The organism is Streptomyces sp. CB02261 (genome assembly GCF_001905665.1).
Lineage (GTDB): Bacteria > Actinomycetota > Actinomycetes > Streptomycetales > Streptomycetaceae > Streptomyces.
In genome coordinates, this window is record NZ_LIVX01000002.1 from 252,274 (window position 1) to 268,420 (window position 16,147).

Genomic DNA, 16,147 nt, shown 5'->3' on the forward strand with positions numbered 1-16,147 from the left:
TTCGAGCCCCCCATGCACGCCGACACACAACGAGGGCCCGGATCCTTATGGATCCGGGCCCTCGTCCTCTGAGTAGCGGGGACAGGATTTGAACCTGCGACCTCTGGGTTATGAGCCCAGCGAGCTACCGAGCTGCTCCACCCCGCGTCGGTGAACCAACAGTACCACGGGCGCGGGGTGGAAAACCTCAGGTCAGCCGCTTGATCCCGTCGGCTTCAGCTTCGCTCCCGCCTCCGCGGCCTTCTGCAGGGCCGCCTGGAGGTCGTCCTGGGCCTTGCCGTACGCGGTCCAGTCGCCCTTCTGCAGCGCCGCCTGACCCGCGTCGTACGCCTTCTGCGCGTCCGCGATCGCCTGCTTGAGCGCGGCGTCGTTCGTGGCCGGCGGAGGAGTGGTGCCCGGCGGGTCGGTGGGCGAGGTCGGCGGCGTGGTGGGCGCGTCCACCCCGAAGACCGCGTTGAGCGCCTCGGTGAGGCTGTCCTCGAACACCGTGGTGTCCTTGGTCGTGTCACCGTCCGGCTGGTCCGCGTCCACGTACGACACCGCGACCTTCTTCAGGAGCGGGTAGAGCGCGTTGCGTCCCTGGGCGTACACCGGCTCCACGTACAGGAAGCCGCCGTCGAGCGGGACGGTCAGCAGGTTGCCGTACTGGATGTCCGAGTCGGCGCCCTTCATGTCCCGGACGAACGTGGCGACCGAGGGCAGGCCGTTGAGCTTGCTCTGCACCTGGGCCGGGCCCGGCACGTCCTCGGTGACCCGCAGCAGTCTCAGCCGGCCGTACTCCTTGCTGGTGGCGTCGGCGTCGACCGCCATGAAGCCGCCCAGGTTGGGCCGCCCGTTGGGGGTGAACGTCGTCGTCAGCGAGAAGCGCTGCGCCGTGTCCCCGGGCATCTTCATGCTCAGGTAGTACGGCGGGACCGCGTTGCCCTCCTTGTTGGTCGGGTCGTCCGGCACCTGCCAGGCGTCCGAGCCGGAGTAGAACTGCGCGGGGTCGGTGACGTGGTAGCGGGTCAGCAGCTCGCGCTGGACCTTGAACATGTCCTGCGGGTAGCGCAGGTGGTCCAGCAGCTCGCCCTTGATCTCGGACTTCGGCTTGACCGTGTCCGGGAACGCCTTCATCCAGGTCTTGAGGACCGGGTCCTCGGTGTCCCACTGGTAGAGGGTGACCGAGCCGTCGTACGCGTCGACGGTGGCCTTCACCGAGTTGCGGATGTAGTTGACCTGGTTCTGCTGGGCGACGACCGCGCGCTGCTGGTTGCCGACGGTCAGCGAGTCGGCCGTGGTGTCGCCGAGCGTGGTGCGCGAGGCGTACGGGTAGCCGTTCGTCGTCGTGTAGGCGTCGATGATCCACTGGATCTTGCCGTTCACGACCGCCGGGTAGGCGTCGCCGTCGATGGTCAGCCAGGGCGCGACGGCCTCGACGCGCTCCTTGGGCGTGCGGTTGTAGAGGATCCGCGAGCCCTCGCCGATGGCCCCCGAGTAGAGGATCTGCGGCTCGCTGAACGCGACCGCGTAGGCGGCGCGGTTGAAGGTGCTGGAGAGGTTGACCCCGCTCTTGCCCTCGTAGCTGGTGGTCTTCTCGCCGTTCTCCTCGTAGTCCAGCTCCTTCTGCGGTCCGCCGACGATCGAGTACTGATCGGTCTTCTCGCCGTAGTAGATCTTCTGCTGGTACGTGCCGAGCATCCCCGTGGTCGGCAGTCCGGCCTCGGTGAAGACCGGGGAGCCGTTGGCGTCCGTCTGCGTGCCCGAGGCCATGATCGCGCCGTAGCCGTGGGTGTACGTGAAGTGGTCGTTGATCCAGTTGCGCTTCGGGATGCCCCGGATGTTGAGCTCACGCAGACCGACGACGGTGTCCTTGCCCGCGTACCGGTCCACGTCCAGGGTCGTCGGGAACTGGTAGTACTTCCGCTTCTGCTCCAGCTGCTGGAACGTCGGCGACACGATGTTCGGGTCGAGGACGCGGTAGCTGGCCGCCGAGTCGGCGTTGCTGCGCAGCTGGTCCTTGGCCTTCACCGTCGACTTGCCCGAGTAGTTCTCGAGCTTCGTCCCGTCGATCGCGTACGCCTTGCGGGTCGCGTCGATGTTCTTCTGGATGTACGGCGCTTCCTTGGCCTGCTCGTTCGGCTGGACCTGGAACTTCTGCACGATGGCCGGGTAGAGGCCGCCGATCAGGACCGCCGAGAGCACCATCAGGCCGAAGCCGATCACCGGCAGCTGCCAGGTGCGGCGCCAGAGCGTCGCGAAGAACAGCACGGCGCAGATCGCGGCGATGCAGAACAGGATCGTCTTCGCCGGCAGGTACGCGTTGGCGTCGACGTACCGCAGCCCCGTCCAGTTGCCGGTGGCCTTGAAGTCGCTGGACTTCACGGCCAGGCCGTACCGGTCGAGCCAGTACGCCACGGCCTTCAGCGACACGAAGACGCCGAGCAGCACCGAGAGGTGCCCCGTGGCGGCGGCGGTGGCCCGCGCGCCCGGACTGGTGACCCGCAGCCCGCCGTACAGGTAGTGCGTGAGCGCGGCGGCGATCAGCGACAGGACGGCGGCGGCGAAGCCGAAGGCGAGCAGGAAGCGGTACCAGGGCAGGTCGAAGGCGTAGAACGACACGTCGAGCCCGAACTGCGGGTCCTTCTGGCCGAACTTCACGCCGTTGACCCACATCAGCCAGGTGCGCCACTGGCCGGACGCGGAGGCGCCGGCGATCAGCGCCACCAGGGCCGTGACCGCGAGCAGCACCCACTTCTTGAACGGGGCGAGGCCCATCCTGTACCGGTCGAGGCTCTGCTGCTCCAGCGACATCGCGCTGAGCGGCGGCCGCAGCCGGTACGCCAGCCAGATGTTCAGGCCGACGGCGAGCCCCATCAGCAGACCGAAGACGGCGAACAGACCGATCTTGGTCCACAGCGTGGTCGTGAACACGGACGAGTACTTGACCGAGCGGTACCAGAGCCAGTCCGTCCAGAACCCGGCGAACATCACGAACGCCATGGCGAGGACGGCCAGCACGCCGAGTGTCATGAGCAAAGTACGGGCCCGCCGGGACGGCCGGCCGACTCTCATCCTTGGCCCGGACGGGCCTCCGCCGCGGTCCGGCATCTGGAAAGCCAACGTGCGCCCCTCGATGTTGATGCGTCTGTAAGCAGGCCCCGCGATCGTAGAGCCCACTGATGCAACTTACTGAGGCTTTACCTAGTTCCCGTGTTCCGGGGTGGAGGAGGCAGGATGTTGGTCATGTCCAACGTTTCCCCCTCCGGCCCGGCGATGGCCGCGAGCCCCCTCACCCGCGCGGTGCTCGAGATCGACGAGTACGCGGCGGGCCTCGGCTGGGACCAGCCGGCCCGCCTCTTCGCCCTGGTCGACACCGCCCGCCTGCGCGCCAAGGAACCCGCGCTCGCCTCCCAGCTGGGCCTGGGTGACGACGCCACCGCCTACACCCCGATCGAGCAGGACAAGCTGCCGCGCGGAAAGCCCCTCGACGATTTCCTCGGCACGATCGCCTGGCCCGACGCCGTGGCGGGCTGCGCCATGACGGTGGAACGGCTCATGCTGCCCCCGTCCGCCGAGGCCCAGGTCCCGCAGGGCCTCAGCGAGAAGCAGCTCGCCAAGTGGGTGGCCGCCCACCCGGACCGGCAGGAGGTGCGGATGACCGTGGCGGTGCTGCGGGGCGGCGGCCGCGAGGCCGCGATCCGGCTGCGCGAGAAGGACACGGCGACCGAGGTCCTGACGGGCCCGGACCTGGTGCCGGGCCTCGCCGAGGCGCTGGCGGCGACGTTCGAGTCCTGACCCCCGCCGTCGTACGGGAAAGGGGCGCGCGGTCGGTCGACCGGGCGCCCCTTCGGCGTGTCCGTCCTTGCCGGGCTCTCAGCTCTTCGAGCAGCTCGGGAGGGACTTCGTGTCGCCCTTGCGGAGCTTCTCCAGCGACTTCGTGGCGTCGTCGATGGTGTCCACCTTGATCAGGGTCAGGCCCTCGGGGATGTCGGAGGCGGCGGTCTCGCAGTTGTCGGCCGGGGTGAGGAAGTACTCCGCGCCGGCGTTCCGCGCGCCGACCAGCTTCATCTCGATGCCGCCGATCGGGCCGACCGCGCCCGCGTCGTCGATGGTGCCGGTGCCGGCGACGAACCGGCCGCCGGTGAGGCTGTCCGGGGTCAGCTTGTCGACGATGCCGAGGGCGAACATCAGTCCGGCGCTGGGGCCACCGACGTCGGCCAGGTTGATGTCGATCGTGAACGGGAAGACGTGGTCGGTGCCGGCCTGGATGCCGACGACGGCCCGGTCGCCCTCCTCGGACGTGGTGGTCGTGAGGACCACCTTCCGGGTGACGGTCGGCTCCTTGCGGGCCTTCTCGGCGGCGGCCGCCTCCTTGGCGGGGACGATCGTGAACACGACGTCCTGGCCGGGCTTCCGCTTGACGACCTGCTTGGCGACATCGGCCTGCGCGGCGATCGGCACACCGTCGACGGCCTTGATCACGTCGCCGGCGTGCAGCTTGCCCTCCGAGGGCGACCCCTTGATCACCGTGCCGACGACGACCCGGGAGACCACCGGGATCCCCAGCTCCTTGAGGGCGGCCACCTTGGCGCTCTCCTGGGACTGGCTGAACTCCTCGGCGTTCTCCTGGCTCGACTGCTCCTCGGTCTTGCCGTCCGGGTAGAGCGTGTCGTGCGGCACCACCACGTTGTCGTGGGCCAGCCAGCCGTAGACGGCCTCGACGGCGTTCATCTTGTAGTCCGCGCTGGTGACCCGGACCGTCGTCATGTTGAGGTGGCCGTCGGTCGGGTAGGTCTTGCGTCCCGAGATGTGCAGGACGGGTTCGCCCCTGGCCTCGCCGAGGGTGTTGACCGTGGGCCCCGGGCTCATCTCCGCGTACGGCACCGGGATCAGAACGCCCGCGATGAGCAGGCAGATCAGGACCAGGGTGGAGGCGAGCATCGTCGCGGTGCGGCGTGGCATGGAACGACAGTACGGGACTCGCCTGTGAGTGCACCCGTGGGGCGGGTCCGTACGGGGCGCGCCGGAGTCAGCTCGACGGCGAGGTGGTGACCCCTCCGGCGGCGGCGGCCGGCTCACGCTCGTGCCGAGCGGAATCGGAGGTCGTGCTGTGGGCGCGCTCCATGGCGTCCCGGAAACGTGCGTAGCCGGCGAGTTCGGCCACGTCACCTATCGTCTTGTTCCTCGAAGCCCAGCTTCCCCATATCGCCGCGCCGACGACTGCGAAAAGCGGAATCAGCAACCAGGCCAGTGCTGCCATCTCGACCTCCCGTCCCCAGTGAGTTGATCAGCAGACTGTCTCATCTGTGGGATCAACGCTCGCGCGTGGGGGGCGGTTACGCAAATCGGGCGTTCGGCTACACGGTGTCGGCGGGTCGCCTTGCCCGCGTCAGCAGGCGCCCACCCATTCCTCGGTGCCGTCGGAGAAGGTCTGGTGCTTCCAGATGGGGACCTCGTGCTTGAGGTCGTCGATGAGCTTGCGGCAGGCCTCGAAGGCCTCGCCGCGGTGCGGGCAGGAGACGGCGACGACGACCGCGAGGTCACCCACATGGAGGTCACCCACCCGGTGGACGGCGGCCAGCGCGCGCACCGGGTAGTCGGCGACGACCCTCTCCGCGACCCGGCGCATCTCCGCCTCGGCCGTGGGGTGGCAGGAGTAGCCCAGCGCGTCGACGTCGGCGCCGCCGTCGTGGTTGCGGACGGTGCCGACGAAGAGCGTCGTGCCGCCGGAGGCGTCGTCCCCGACCGCGCGGAAGACCTCGTCGACGGAGAGCGGGGTCTCCCGGATCGCGAGGAGCTTGATCGGGTCGGCGGCGGCCTGCTCGCCGGGGTGGTCAGACGTCGGTGCCATGGGCCCATCGTGCCGTACGCGCGCGAGATCCCGGAATAGCGGTTTCGACCGGCGGTCGGCGCCCGCCGTAGGAGGGTCCTACAGACGGCCGCGGGGACGGCCGCCTGTAGGCCCCCCTCAGATCCCGCGCCGCTTCCGCATCTGGCGGACGAGCGCGGCCGTGCCGAGCAGCGCCACCGTCGCGCCCGCCGCGCCGGCCGCCGTGGCGTCCTTGCGGCCCAGGCGGCGGCCGGCGACCGTGTGACGGCCCTGGACCTCCTCCAGGAGCGCCGCGAGGACCTCCTCGTTCGTCCACTTCGGCCGCCAGCCGGCGTCGTGCAGCCGTCCCACGCTCACCACCCAGGGGTGCATCGTGTACGCGAGGTCGCCCGCCGGGGACGGGGTGAGCCCGATGCGGTGGAGCCGGGCCGCCGCGCCGAGGGCGACGGCGGAGGGCAGCTCCATGCGCCGGATCCCGGAGAGCTCCTCGACCTCCTCCTGCTCCAGCCAGCCCTCGCAGCCGACCGCGAACTCCCCGTCGACCTTCTCCAGGGCCGCGTACTCCAGGGCGCTGACCAGGTCCTCGACGTGGCAGAACTGCCAGGTCGGCCGGGACCCGGCGACGACGAGCAGCCGGGGCGACTCGAAGTAGCGGGTGAGCGCCGTGTCCGTACCGCCGACGAGGACGGCCGGGCGGACGACGGTCACGTGGAGGCCGGGGTGCGCGCGGGGCGCCCGGCGGCCGAGGCGCTCGATCTCCAGCATGTCGCCCACGCCGGTGGCCTCCGCCGTGGCCCTGAGCTCGGCGTCCTCGGAGAGCGGGATGTCGTTGTCGGGCAGGGCGCCGTAGACCATCGAGGAGGTGCACAGCACGACCCGGTGCACTCCGGCCGCCGCCGCGGCGGTCAGCACGGTCTGCGTTCCGCGCACGTTGTAGGCCGTCCGGGCGGCGGGGTCGCTCTCCAGGTCGAGATCGACGGCGAGGTGCACGACCACGTCCGCGCCGCGCAGCTTCTCGGCGATGGCCGGATCGCGTACGTCGAGGATGTGCCAGTGCGCCTCGGCGACCTCGCCCCGGCGCTCGTCGATGGCGACGACCTTCTTGATCTCGCCGGAGTCGGCGAGGCGTCTGGTCAGCAGGTCACCGACGCCGGACGCGGCGCCGGTGACCGCGACGACGGGTCCGCGCGCGGCGGACCGGGTTGAGTGGTTTCGCGCTCCGCGAACCTGAGGATCTGGGGAACTCACCGGGCGTCTCCAGCGGTTGTCTTCAGTACGTACACGCATGACGCGTACGGACCAGGTGGCGTCCATCCTGCCGCAGGGCACGGCCCGACGGAGCACCGAGCCCGTTTCCGGCCCGGATGTCGGGCGGTGTCCCACCGACGGAGCCCGGTCCGATCGGGGGGACACCACCTACGCTGGTGGTGTGTAACGGGCAGTCGCCGTCGGCAGAGGCCGACGGCCCTACGAGCCGAGGAAACCTGTGAGCGACACCCCATTCGGATTCGGCCTTCCGCCGGAGGAGCCGGAGAACGGCGACGAGGGCAAGAAGAAGGACCCCGCCGGAGGTGGCCAGGGGTCCGGTGGCCAGAGCGGCAACCCGTTCGGGGCGAACCCGTTCGGTTTCGGCGGGCTGCCCGGCATGGGTATGGGCGGGCCGGGCGGCGCGGACAATCCGTTCGCGGCGATGTTCGGCTCGCTGAACCCCAACGACCTGGGTGCGGCCTTCCAGCAGCTCGGCCAGATGCTGAGCTACGAGGGCGGCCCCGTGAACTGGGACATGGCGAAGCAGATCGCGCGCCAGGTGGTGGCCCAGGGCACCGCCGACGGCACCAAGGACGCCAGTGTGGGACCGGCGGAGAAGTCCGCGGTCGAGGAGGCCGTGCGTCTCGCCGACCTGTGGCTCGACCAGGTCACCTCGCTGCCCTCCGGGGCGAACACGGCGGTGGCGTGGAGCCGCGCCGAGTGGGTCGAGGCGACGCTGCCCGCGTGGCAGCAGCTGGTGGACCCGGTCGCGGAGCGGGTCGGCGCGGCGATGGGCGATGTCCTGCCGGAGGAGATGCAGGCCATGGCCGGCCCGCTGATCGGCATGATGCGCTCCATGGGCGGCGCCATGTTCGGCCAGCAGATCGGGCAGGCCGTGGGCGCCCTCGCGGGTGAGGTCGTCGGCTCGACCGATGTCGGTCTGCCGCTCGGCCCGGCCAACCGCGCCGCGCTGCTGCCGCTGAACATCGCGGCCTTCGGCAAGGACCTGGGCGTGCCCTCGGACGAGGTGCGGCTCTACCTCGCCCTGCGTGAGGCCGCCCACCAGCGGCTCTTCGCGCACGTGCCGTGGCTGCGGGCGCACCTCTTCGGCGCGGTCGAGGGGTACGCGCGCGGGATCACGGTCGACACCTCGAAGCTGGAGGAGGCGGTGGGCCAGCTCGACCCGACTCACCCGGAGCAGCTTCAGGAGGCACTCCAGCAGGGCATGTTCCAGCCGGAGGACACCCCGCAGCAGAAGGCGGCGCTGGCCCGGCTGGAGACGGCGCTCGCGCTGGTCGAGGGCTGGGTGGACGCGGTGGTCCACGAGGCCGCCAAGTCGCGGCTGACCTCGGCGGACGCGCTGCGTGAGACGCTGCGCCGGCGCCGGGCGTCGGGCGGTCCCGCCGAGCAGACCTTCGCGACCCTGATCGGCCTTGAGCTGCGTCCGCGGCGGCTGCGGGACGCGGCGCGCCTGTGGGCCTCGCTCACGGACGCCCGTGGGGTCGACGGCCGGGACGGTCTGTGGGAGCACCCGGACATGCTGCCGACGGCGACCGACCTGGACGACCCCGACGGTTTCGTGCACCGCGAGCACCTCGACTTCTCCGAGCTGGACAAGATGCTCGGCGAGGCGGCCAAGGGCGACGGCCCGGAGGACGGGGACGGCAAGGAGTGAGCCTGCACGACGACGCGGTCCTCGTGCTGAAGGAGTACGGGGACCAGGAGGAGCTGCGGCAGCTCTACCTGGACCATCTGGACGCCCATCCCGACGGCATGTACAAGCCGTGCGGGGCCGGTCATCTCACGAGCAGCGCGCTGGTGATCGACCCGGAGCGGGGCCGGGTGCTGCTGACCCTGCACCGGAAGCTGGGCATGTGGCTGCAGATGGGCGGCCACTGCGAGCCGGGCGACACGACGGTGGAGGCGGCTGCGCTGCGCGAGGCGACGGAGGAGTCGGGCATCGGGGGCCTGCGCCTGCTGCCGGGCGGTCCGGTGCGGCTCGACCGGCATCCGATCCCGGCGCCCTGCCACTGGCACCTGGACGTGCAGTACGCGGCGCTCGCGCCCGCCGACGCGGTGGCGGCGATCAGCGAGGAGTCGCTGGACCTGCGCTGGTTCGCGTACGAGGAGGTGGCGGGCGTGGCGGACACGTCGGTGGTCCGTCTCCTGGAGGCCACGCTCGCCCGCCTGGAGCGCTAGGCCGGACATGAGGAAGGGGCGGCCGCCGTGGCGACCGCCCCTCATCCGTGTCCGGGTGCTCAGTTCCAGGCGTTGTTCTGGTTCTGGGCGTGGGAGCCGTGCTGTCCCGCGCCGAACTGGGCGGCGATGCCCTGGCCGATGGCCGCGTGCTGCGGGGGCATGACCTCGCTGGGCTGGACCAGCGCGAAGCCCTGGCCGAGGAAGCTGAGCTCCCAGCCCTCGCCCGTGCTGCCGCGACGGCTGCGGACGCTGGAGTTGTGCGTCTGCGCCTGCATCTGGACGCGCAGCCCGGTGGACCAGGCGACGATCGCGTCCGCGTCGACACTGACGTACTTGTCGGGCGTGACCTGCATCATCAGCGGCTGCCCCGAGGTCATCAGGGCGACCTTGCCACGGCCGGAGATGTTGAGCTGGTACTTGCCGGAGCCGGAGATGCCGTACTGGCTGTCGACGGCGATGACCTCGGTGTGGAGGGTCGAGTCGAGCGCCAGGACGTAGGCGCTGTCCACGGTCAGGCCCTCGTGCTCGACCTCCACGACGTGGACGTACTGGGCGAGGTTGGCGAAGTAGACCGTGCCCTGGCCGGAGCAGCGCATCAGGTCGAGGCCCTCGCCGGTGCGGGCCTGGGCCCGCCGCTGGCTCGGGGTCTTGTACTCGCCGTCGAAGTCGACGAGCCCCTGGTACGCGACCATGGCGCCCTTACGGGCGAGGATGTCGTCCTGCCCGGTGAGGCTGACCCGCAGCAGCTGCGGGTTCTGGAGGACGTACCGCTCCTGGCTCTGCTGCTCGGCGTGGTTGAAAAGCGGGCTCTGCATGGTGTGTTCTCGCTTCCCCTCAGCCCCGGACCCGCAGGCGGTCGGTGCTGTCCTCGCTCGGCTGTACGACGACGATGCCCTGTCCGGAGAAGGCCATCTGGTAGGCCTCGCCGCTGCCCCGCCCGATGAGGGAGGACGCCTTGAAGCTGCGCTTGCCCTTGACCTTGAGCGCGGGCGACCAGGCGACGAGGGCGTCGGGGTCGACGTAGGTCTCGTCGTCGCCGCGGCCGCAGTCGACGACGATCGGCGTGCCGCGCGAGGTCAGCGCGACCCAGCCGGTGCCCGCGATCTCCACGTTGAACAGCCCCTGGCCGGCGAACTTGGCGAGGCCCTTGACCCGCTCGACGCCCCACTGGAGGTGGGCGTCGAAGGCGAGCAGGTTGGTGCCGTTGACCGAGATCGAGTCGTTCTGGAGGTTGATCACGACGACGTCGGCACCGTAGTCGGCGAGGTAGAGCAGTCCGTCGCCGGAGCACTTCATGATCGGCGCGCCCTCGCCGGTGGCCCACTGCTGGGCGACCTGGCGGACGGCGGGCGGGTTGGGCTCGTAGGTGATGTATCCCTCGTAGGAGACCATCGAGCCGGTCCGGGCGTAGAGGTCCTGGCCGGAGGCCATGGCCACCTTGAGCATGGCGCGGCCGTGGTTCTCCATCCGGGCCGCGACGGGGGTCGGGGCGTAGCCCGCGAGTTGCTGGTTCATGACTTCGGGCTCCCTCAGACCTCGTAGGGCTGGACGACGATGAAGTTCCCGGGGGCGCCCCGGAACTGGAGGTTGACGGTCTCCCCGCTGTGGCCGGGGTAGGCGTTGCGCCGGAGCCGGACCTGGCTGGAGAGGATGACCTGGGACGCGGAGGACCAGGCGACGACGGCGTTGCAGTCGGCGAAGGTCGTCGGCGTGACGGGGAGCACCACGGGGATGCCCTGGGTCTTCACGACGACGGTGCCGGTGCCCTGGAACTGCATGGTGAACAGGGCGCCGCCGGGGATGCCGTGGCCCTCGATGCGCCGCACCTCGTACTGGAGGGACTCGTCGAACGCGAGGACGTTCTCGGCGGAGACGCAGATGCCGTCGCCCTGGAGCTCGATCGGGTGCAGGTGCGCGCCTTCCTCGGCGAGGAAGAGCTGACCGCGCCCGGTGCAGCGCATGAGCTGCATCTCCTGACCGGTGGCGTTGCCGACGATCCGGCCCGCGAAGCCCGCGCCCTTGTGGGAGAAGTCGACCTTGCCCTGGTACATGACCATGGAGCCCTGCCGGGCGAGGACGGGGGTCCCGCCCATGGCGAGGTCGACCCGCATGAGCTGCTGGTTCTGCGGGGTCCAGCGGGCGCCGGTGGCGGTCTCCTTGTACGGCGCGAGCGCGGCCGCGAGTCCCGCGCCGGTCGCCGGCACGCCCTGCGGGCCGCCGGGCTGCTGCCCGTACGGCGCCTGCTGACCGTACGGGGCGGGGGCGGCCTGCCCGTACGGCGCCTGCGGCGGCTGGCCGGGGTAGCCGCCGGGGGCCTGGCCCGGGACCTGCCCCGGGTACGGGCCGGGCGGCTGGCCCGGGACCTGGCCGTACTGCGGCGGCTGCGGCGGCTGGCCGTACGGGCCGGGGGCCGGGGCGGGCGGCGGAACCGGCGAGGGCGCCATCGGGGCCACCATCGTGGGCGCCGTGTGCACCGGCTGCGCGGGAGCCGGCGGCGGCGTGGGCGCCTGCGGCGCGCCGAACGCGGGGGCGGGAGCGGCGGGTGCGCCGAAGGCGGGCGCGGGGGCCGGGGCCGCCGGTGCGCCGAAGGCCGGGGGCGTCGCCCCCTGCGGCGGCGGGGCGAAGGCCGGGGCCGCGGCCTGCTGCTGGGCGGCCGGCTCCTCCTCGGCGACCTCGCCGCCGAAGTTCCGCAGGAGCGCGTCCAGGCCGCCGTCGAAGCCCTGGCCGACGGCGGCGAACCGCCACACGTCCTTGAGGTAGAAGTCACCGAGCATCACGGCGCGCTCGGTGCTGAACTCCGCGCCCGTGAAGGAGTACCGGGCGACCTCCTCGCCGCCCGCCACGATCCTCAGGTGGCCGGGGCCGATCTGGGACATCTGGCCGGCGCCGTCGATCGTCGCGGTGAACGACAGCTTGTGGATGGAGGCGGGGATGCGGTCGAGCGTGACGCGGAACGACTCGGTGTCGCCGGACTGCGCGCCGAGGAGCTGGACGGACTCCTCGGGTGTCTTCGGCTGGTTGAAGAAGACGAAGTAGCGGTCGTCGGAGAGCCGCTCATCCGCGTCGAGCCCGAAACAGCTGATGTCGAAGGTCAACCCGGGCGCCGCGATCTGCACGCCTACGTACAGATCGGTTCCCGCGGTGAGATCACTGATCTTGGCCTTGTGGCCGCGTTGGAATTCCCTGGCCATGCGTAACGACCGTCCCCCATCCCGAATGGCGATTGCTCGCGACAGGCTAGCCGCTGAGTACGACATTGAGACAGGGCAGGTCGTTTTCGGTACGGAATCGGGAAACCCGCTCACACGCGCGTGCCGCCGCCGTCACTCCTCGCGAGCGACGGGGAGGTGCGGCAGTCGCGCGGCGGCGACCACGCCCTCGAGGTAGCCGCGCGCCCGCTCGGTGCGCGGGTACGCCTCCAGGAGCCGCCAGAACCGGGGTCCGTGGCCGGGGACGAGGAGATGGGCCAGCTCGTGCAGGAGGACGTAGTCGACGACGTACTCGGGCATGCCCTGGAGGCGGTGGGAGAGGCGGATGCTGCCCTCGGAGGGGGTGCAGGAGCCCCAGCGGGTGTTCTGGTTGGTGACCCAGCGCACGGAGCGGGGGCGGGCCCGGCCGCCGAAGTACTGCTCGGACAGGCGCGTCGCCCGCTCGGTCAGCTCCTGGTCGCCGAGGACGCTGCGGCTCTCCTGGGCGGCGAGCTTGTCCAGCATGACGCCGACCCAGCGGCGCTCCTCCGCCTCGGACATCCGGGCCGGGATGAGCACCACGGTCCGGTCGCCCTCGCGGTAGGCCGAGACGGTTCTCCTCCGGCGCGGGCTTCTGCGGACCTCGACCGCACTCGTCCCCGCACCTCGGTGCGGGGAGTCGGTCACGCTGCGCTGTGGATCGGCGGGCACGGCCCCGACGTTACCCGCCGACGGCGGGGGAAGTCCCCTCCGCGGGGTGGTTTCGGAAACGATCCGACCGCGCTCCGCACCATTCGAATGACTAATCCCGTCGCCTGTGGACAACTTTCGGCGGCCGTCACGACGGCGGGGCATTCTCACCTCGGGACGGCGAATGGGCCGTTGTCGATCTTGGGGGTGGGGAAATGCATCCGATGGTGAAACCGGCGCTGCGGCGGGCCTGGCGGAGCCTGTGCCGGGTCCAGTTCGGGGTCACCCCCGCGCACGCGGTGGTGCTCGACCCCGTCGACCAGGACACGGAGGCCCTGCTCGGACTGCTCGACGGCACCCGCGGGACCGATCTCCTGCGGGCCGAGGCGCGGGCCCGCGGCCTGCCCGACGGACGCCTGGAGGCGCTCGTCCACCGGCTGGAGTCGGCCGGGCTGCTCACCGACGCCCTGGCCGGACGGCCAGGGAGGGCCGGTCCGGCGGCCGGCCAGGTCGACCCCGCCCTCGATCCGCTCCGCGCCGACCTGGCCTCCCTCTCCGTGGTCCATCCCGGGCCGCGGCGGGCGGTACGGACCCTGGCGGCCCGGCGGGCCCTGCGCGTCCAGGTCCGGGGCGCCGGGCGGGTGGGCGCGACGGTGGCGGCGCTCCTCTCGGCGGCGGGGGTCGGCGAGGTCGAGGTGGTCGACTCGGGCCGGGTCGAGCCCTGGGAGACGGCCCCGGGCGGACTGCCGGTCGAGTCCGTCGGCGAGCGCAGGGCGACGGCGGCCCGCCGCCTGGTCGGCCGCTGGCGTTCCCACCGCGGCGGACCCGCGTCGCCGGTCGCCTCGTCAGGCGGCGGCGGGCTGTCACTCGTCGTGGTGACGCCTCGGGACGGTCTCGGCGCGTACGTCCCCGATCCGGTCCCCGCCGAGCACTGGATCGCCACCGGCACCCCCCATCTGTACGCCGGTGTCCTGGAGGCGACGGGCACGGTCGGGCCGCTCGTGCTACCGGGCGCCACCGCCTGCGCGCGGTGCCTCCAGGAGGCGCGCACCGACCGGGAGCCGGTCTGGCCCCGGCTGCTCGCCCAGTGGCGCTCGGGCGCCCCGCATCCGCTGCCCGCCTGCGACCTGGGTCTCGCCACGGCGGTGGCCGGCCTCGCCGCCGCCCACGCGCTGGCCTTTCTCGACGGGGATCTCCCGGCGAGCACGGGCACACGCTGGGAGGTGTCGCTGCCGATGCTCGAGTGGCGGGCGGAGCGACTGGGACCACATCCGGACTGCCCGTGCGGGGCCGCACGCGGACGAGAGGGGGAGCGCGTCTCGGCAGCCGGAGGGGCGCAGGACACAATGGCGGGGTAACGGCCCTGCGCGGCTCGGCAGTCTGGGATTTGGAGGGGCGTATGTCTGATCTTCCCCGGAAGGCGGTCACCCGGACCGTCAAGTTGGCCGCGTTGCCACTGGGCTTCGCGGGCCGGGCCACCTGGGGCCTGGGCAAACGGATCGGCGGGAGATCCGCGGAGATCGTCGCGAGCGAGCTCCAGCAGCGCACGGCCGAGCAGTTGTTCAAGGTGCTCGGTGAGCTCAAGGGCGGGGCCATGAAGTTCGGGCAGGCACTGTCCGTCTTCGAGTCCGCGCTCCCGGAGGAGGTGGCGGGGCCGTACCGGGCGGCGCTGACGAAGCTTCAGGACGCGGCGCCGCCGATGCCGACGCGGACGGTGCACGCCGTCCTGGCCGAGCGGCTCGGCCAGGAGTGGCGGGAGTTGTTCCTGGAGTTCGAGGACAAGCCCTCGGCGGCGGCCTCGATCGGGCAGGTGCACCGGGCCGTGTGGCACGACGGGCGCGAGGTCGCCGTGAAGGTGCAGTACCCGGGCGCCGGGGAGGCACTGCTGTCCGATCTGGCGCAGTTGAGCCGCTTCGCCCGGCTGCTCGGACCGCTCATCCCGGGCATGGACATCAAGCCGCTGATCACCGAGATGCGGGACCGGGTCTCCGAGGAGCTGGACTACGCCCTGGAGGCGGCGGCCCAGCGGAAGCACGCGGAGGAGTTCGCGGACGATCCCGATGTGGTGGTGCCGGCGGTGGTGCACCAGTCGGAGCAGATCCTGGTGACCGAGTGGATGGACGGGGTCCCGCTCGCCGAGGTGATCGCGGACGGCACGGAGGAGCAGCGTGACCGCGCGGGCCAGTTGCTGGCCCGCTTCCTCTTCTCGGGCCCCGCGCGCACCGGTCTGCTGCACGCCGATCCGCACCCGGGGAACTTCCGCCTGCTGCCGGGCGCCGACGAGGACGAGGGGCCGGAGGGCTGGCGTCTCGGGGTGCTCGACTTCGGCACCGTGGACCGGCTGCCGGGCGGGCTGCCGGAGACGATCGGCACCTGTCTGCGGATGACGCTGGAGGGCGAGGCCGAGACGGTCTACGAGCTGCTGCGCGCCGAGGGGTTCGTCAAGGAGTCCGTGGCACTCGACCCGGACGCGGTCCTGGAGTACCTGCTGCCGATCATCGAACCGGCCGAGGCGGACTCCTTCGTCTTCACCCGCGCCTGGATGCGCACCCAGGCGGCCCGGCTCGCCGATATCCGCTCCCCCGCCCACCAGTTGGGCAAGCAGCTCAATCTGCCTCCCTCGTACCTGCTGATACACCGGGTGACGCTGAGCACCATCGGGGTGCTGTGCCAGCTCAACGCGACGGTGCGGCTGCGGGCCGAACTGGAGGAGTGGCTGCCGGGCTTCGTGGCCCCCGCCCCCTAGGACGGTGACCCCGAGGGGGCGTCACCACCAGGAGGAGTCGAGACGCCCCTCGATGGCGCGGATGTTGGCGCGGGCGCAGTCCTCGCAGAAGTAGGTGCGCCGGCCGTTCTCCACCGAACAGGTCCAGGTCAGCGGCAGGGTGTCGGCGGTCTTGCCGCAGCGCGCGCAGGCGACGGGTCCCTCGGGGGTGCGGGCGTCGTTCATCTTCGTGACGATAACCCGCCGCGGGGCCGCGGCCCCGGCAACGCACCGCGGGGGCCGGTC

At 71.6% G+C, this 16,147-nt stretch carries 15 protein-coding genes and 1 tRNA gene; 5 read left to right on the forward strand and 11 right to left on the reverse strand.

The features are described from left to right. Window positions 1-73 precede the first annotated feature (73 nt). Window positions 74-147: transfer RNA gene (locus AMK29_RS06620), tRNA-Met, on the reverse strand. A 45-nt stretch (window positions 148-192) separates the two neighbouring features. Further along, on the reverse strand, window positions 193-3,090 hold the full coding sequence (locus AMK29_RS06625; protein ID WP_073808925.1) for a UPF0182 family membrane protein: 2,898 nt from the start codon (window positions 3,088-3,090) through the stop codon (window positions 193-195). Window positions 3,091-3,225: 135 nt separating this feature from the next. Here AMK29_RS06625 and AMK29_RS06630 point away from each other — a divergent pair, with 135 nt between their 5' ends. Beyond that, window positions 3,226-3,777, forward strand: a complete 552-nt coding sequence (locus AMK29_RS06630; RefSeq protein WP_073808928.1) for a PPA1309 family protein — start codon at window positions 3,226-3,228, stop codon at window positions 3,775-3,777. A gap of 78 nt (window positions 3,778-3,855) precedes the next feature. Here the strand turns inward: AMK29_RS06630 and AMK29_RS06635 are convergent, their stop codons facing one another. The 4 genes from AMK29_RS06635 to AMK29_RS06650 form a co-directional block, all read right to left on the reverse strand. Next, the gene (locus tag AMK29_RS06635; RefSeq protein WP_073808931.1) at window positions 3,856-4,944 is read right to left on the reverse strand and encodes a YlbL family protein; all 1,089 of its coding nucleotides are present in this window, start codon (window positions 4,942-4,944) and stop codon (window positions 3,856-3,858) included. Between the two features lie 67 nt (window positions 4,945-5,011). Beyond that, window positions 5,012-5,242, reverse strand: coding sequence for a hypothetical protein (locus AMK29_RS06640; RefSeq protein ID WP_073808934.1), 231 nt, complete (start codon window positions 5,240-5,242; stop codon window positions 5,012-5,014). A 129-nt stretch (window positions 5,243-5,371) separates the two neighbouring features. Next, window positions 5,372-5,833: a molybdenum cofactor biosynthesis protein MoaE gene (locus AMK29_RS06645; protein WP_073808937.1), complete on the reverse strand. Its 462-nt coding sequence runs from the start codon at window positions 5,831-5,833 to the stop codon at window positions 5,372-5,374. Window positions 5,834-5,950: 117 nt separating this feature from the next. After that, window positions 5,951-7,060 (reverse strand): SDR family oxidoreductase, encoded by a 1,110-nt coding sequence (locus AMK29_RS06650; protein WP_073808940.1) that lies wholly within the window; start codon window positions 7,058-7,060, stop codon window positions 5,951-5,953. Between the two features lie 238 nt (window positions 7,061-7,298). On the opposite strand from AMK29_RS06650, the gene AMK29_RS06655 reads away from it, so the two are divergent. Together AMK29_RS06655 and AMK29_RS06660 are read left to right on the forward strand one after the other, a co-directional pair. Next, window positions 7,299-8,735, forward strand: a complete 1,437-nt coding sequence (locus AMK29_RS06655; RefSeq protein WP_073808943.1) for a zinc-dependent metalloprotease — start codon at window positions 7,299-7,301, stop codon at window positions 8,733-8,735. After that, complete coding sequence (locus AMK29_RS06660) at window positions 8,732-9,259, forward strand: NUDIX hydrolase (RefSeq protein ID WP_073808946.1); 528 nt, start codon at window positions 8,732-8,734, stop codon at window positions 9,257-9,259. Before AMK29_RS06655 ends, AMK29_RS06660 begins: the two co-directional genes overlap by 4 nt. A gap of 59 nt (window positions 9,260-9,318) precedes the next feature. Here AMK29_RS06660 and AMK29_RS06665 read toward each other — a convergent pair whose 3' ends face one another. The 4 genes from AMK29_RS06665 to AMK29_RS06680 all read right to left on the reverse strand — a co-directional run bounded on the left by AMK29_RS06665 (window position 9,319) and on the right by AMK29_RS06680 (window position 13,158). Further along, window positions 9,319-10,074: an AIM24 family protein gene (locus AMK29_RS06665; protein WP_073808949.1), complete on the reverse strand. Its 756-nt coding sequence runs from the start codon at window positions 10,072-10,074 to the stop codon at window positions 9,319-9,321. Between the two features lie 19 nt (window positions 10,075-10,093). Beyond that, complete coding sequence (locus tag AMK29_RS06670) at window positions 10,094-10,774, reverse strand: AIM24 family protein (RefSeq protein ID WP_073808952.1); 681 nt, start codon at window positions 10,772-10,774, stop codon at window positions 10,094-10,096. Window positions 10,775-10,788: 14 nt separating this feature from the next. After that, on the reverse strand, window positions 10,789-12,450 hold the full coding sequence (locus AMK29_RS06675) for a TerD family protein (protein ID WP_073808955.1): 1,662 nt from the start codon (window positions 12,448-12,450) through the stop codon (window positions 10,789-10,791). Between the two features lie 132 nt (window positions 12,451-12,582). Continuing rightward, the gene (locus AMK29_RS06680) at window positions 12,583-13,158 is read right to left on the reverse strand and encodes a M48 metallopeptidase family protein (protein WP_073808958.1); all 576 of its coding nucleotides are present in this window, start codon (window positions 13,156-13,158) and stop codon (window positions 12,583-12,585) included. Window positions 13,159-13,352: 194 nt separating this feature from the next. Between AMK29_RS06680 and AMK29_RS06685 the strand changes: the two genes are divergently transcribed. Together AMK29_RS06685 and AMK29_RS06690 are read left to right on the forward strand one after the other, a co-directional pair. Beyond that, window positions 13,353-14,495 (forward strand): TOMM precursor leader peptide-binding protein, encoded by a 1,143-nt coding sequence (locus AMK29_RS06685; RefSeq protein WP_073808960.1) that lies wholly within the window; start codon window positions 13,353-13,355, stop codon window positions 14,493-14,495. Between the two features lie 41 nt (window positions 14,496-14,536). Next, window positions 14,537-15,883 (forward strand): ABC1 kinase family protein, encoded by a 1,347-nt coding sequence (locus tag AMK29_RS06690; protein WP_073808963.1) that lies wholly within the window; start codon window positions 14,537-14,539, stop codon window positions 15,881-15,883. Between the two features lie 21 nt (window positions 15,884-15,904). On the opposite strand, the gene AMK29_RS06695 is transcribed toward AMK29_RS06690, so the two are convergent. After that, window positions 15,905-16,087 carry a hypothetical protein gene (locus AMK29_RS06695; protein WP_073808967.1) on the reverse strand — a complete coding sequence of 61 codons (183 nt, stop codon included), beginning with the start codon at window positions 16,085-16,087 and terminating at the stop codon, window positions 15,905-15,907. Between the last annotated feature and the right edge of the window lie 60 nt (window positions 16,088-16,147).

Coding starts and splice junctions, on each gene's coding strand:
- AMK29_RS06635 (WP_073808931.1), bottom strand. CDS start 4,944: ATGCCACGCCGCACCGCGACGATGCTCGCCTCCACCCTGGTCCTGATC.
- AMK29_RS06665 (WP_073808949.1), bottom strand. CDS start 10,074: ATGCAGAGCCCGCTTTTCAACCACGCCGAGCAGCAGAGCCAGGAGCGG.
- AMK29_RS06625 (WP_073808925.1), bottom strand. CDS start 3,090: ATGCCGGACCGCGGCGGAGGCCCGTCCGGGCCAAGGATGAGAGTCGGC.
- AMK29_RS06645 (WP_073808937.1), bottom strand. CDS start 5,833: ATGGCACCGACGTCTGACCACCCCGGCGAGCAGGCCGCCGCCGACCCG.
- AMK29_RS06695 (WP_073808967.1), bottom strand. CDS start 16,087: ATGAACGACGCCCGCACCCCCGAGGGACCCGTCGCCTGCGCGCGCTGC.
- AMK29_RS06690 (WP_073808963.1), top strand. CDS start 14,537: ATGTCTGATCTTCCCCGGAAGGCGGTCACCCGGACCGTCAAGTTGGCC.
- AMK29_RS06685 (WP_073808960.1), top strand. CDS start 13,353: ATGCATCCGATGGTGAAACCGGCGCTGCGGCGGGCCTGGCGGAGCCTG.
- AMK29_RS06630 (WP_073808928.1), top strand. CDS start 3,226: ATGTCCAACGTTTCCCCCTCCGGCCCGGCGATGGCCGCGAGCCCCCTC.
- AMK29_RS06640 (WP_073808934.1), bottom strand. CDS start 5,242: ATGGCAGCACTGGCCTGGTTGCTGATTCCGCTTTTCGCAGTCGTCGGC.
- AMK29_RS06675 (WP_073808955.1), bottom strand. CDS start 12,450: ATGGCCAGGGAATTCCAACGCGGCCACAAGGCCAAGATCAGTGATCTC.
- AMK29_RS06670 (WP_073808952.1), bottom strand. CDS start 10,774: ATGAACCAGCAACTCGCGGGCTACGCCCCGACCCCCGTCGCGGCCCGG.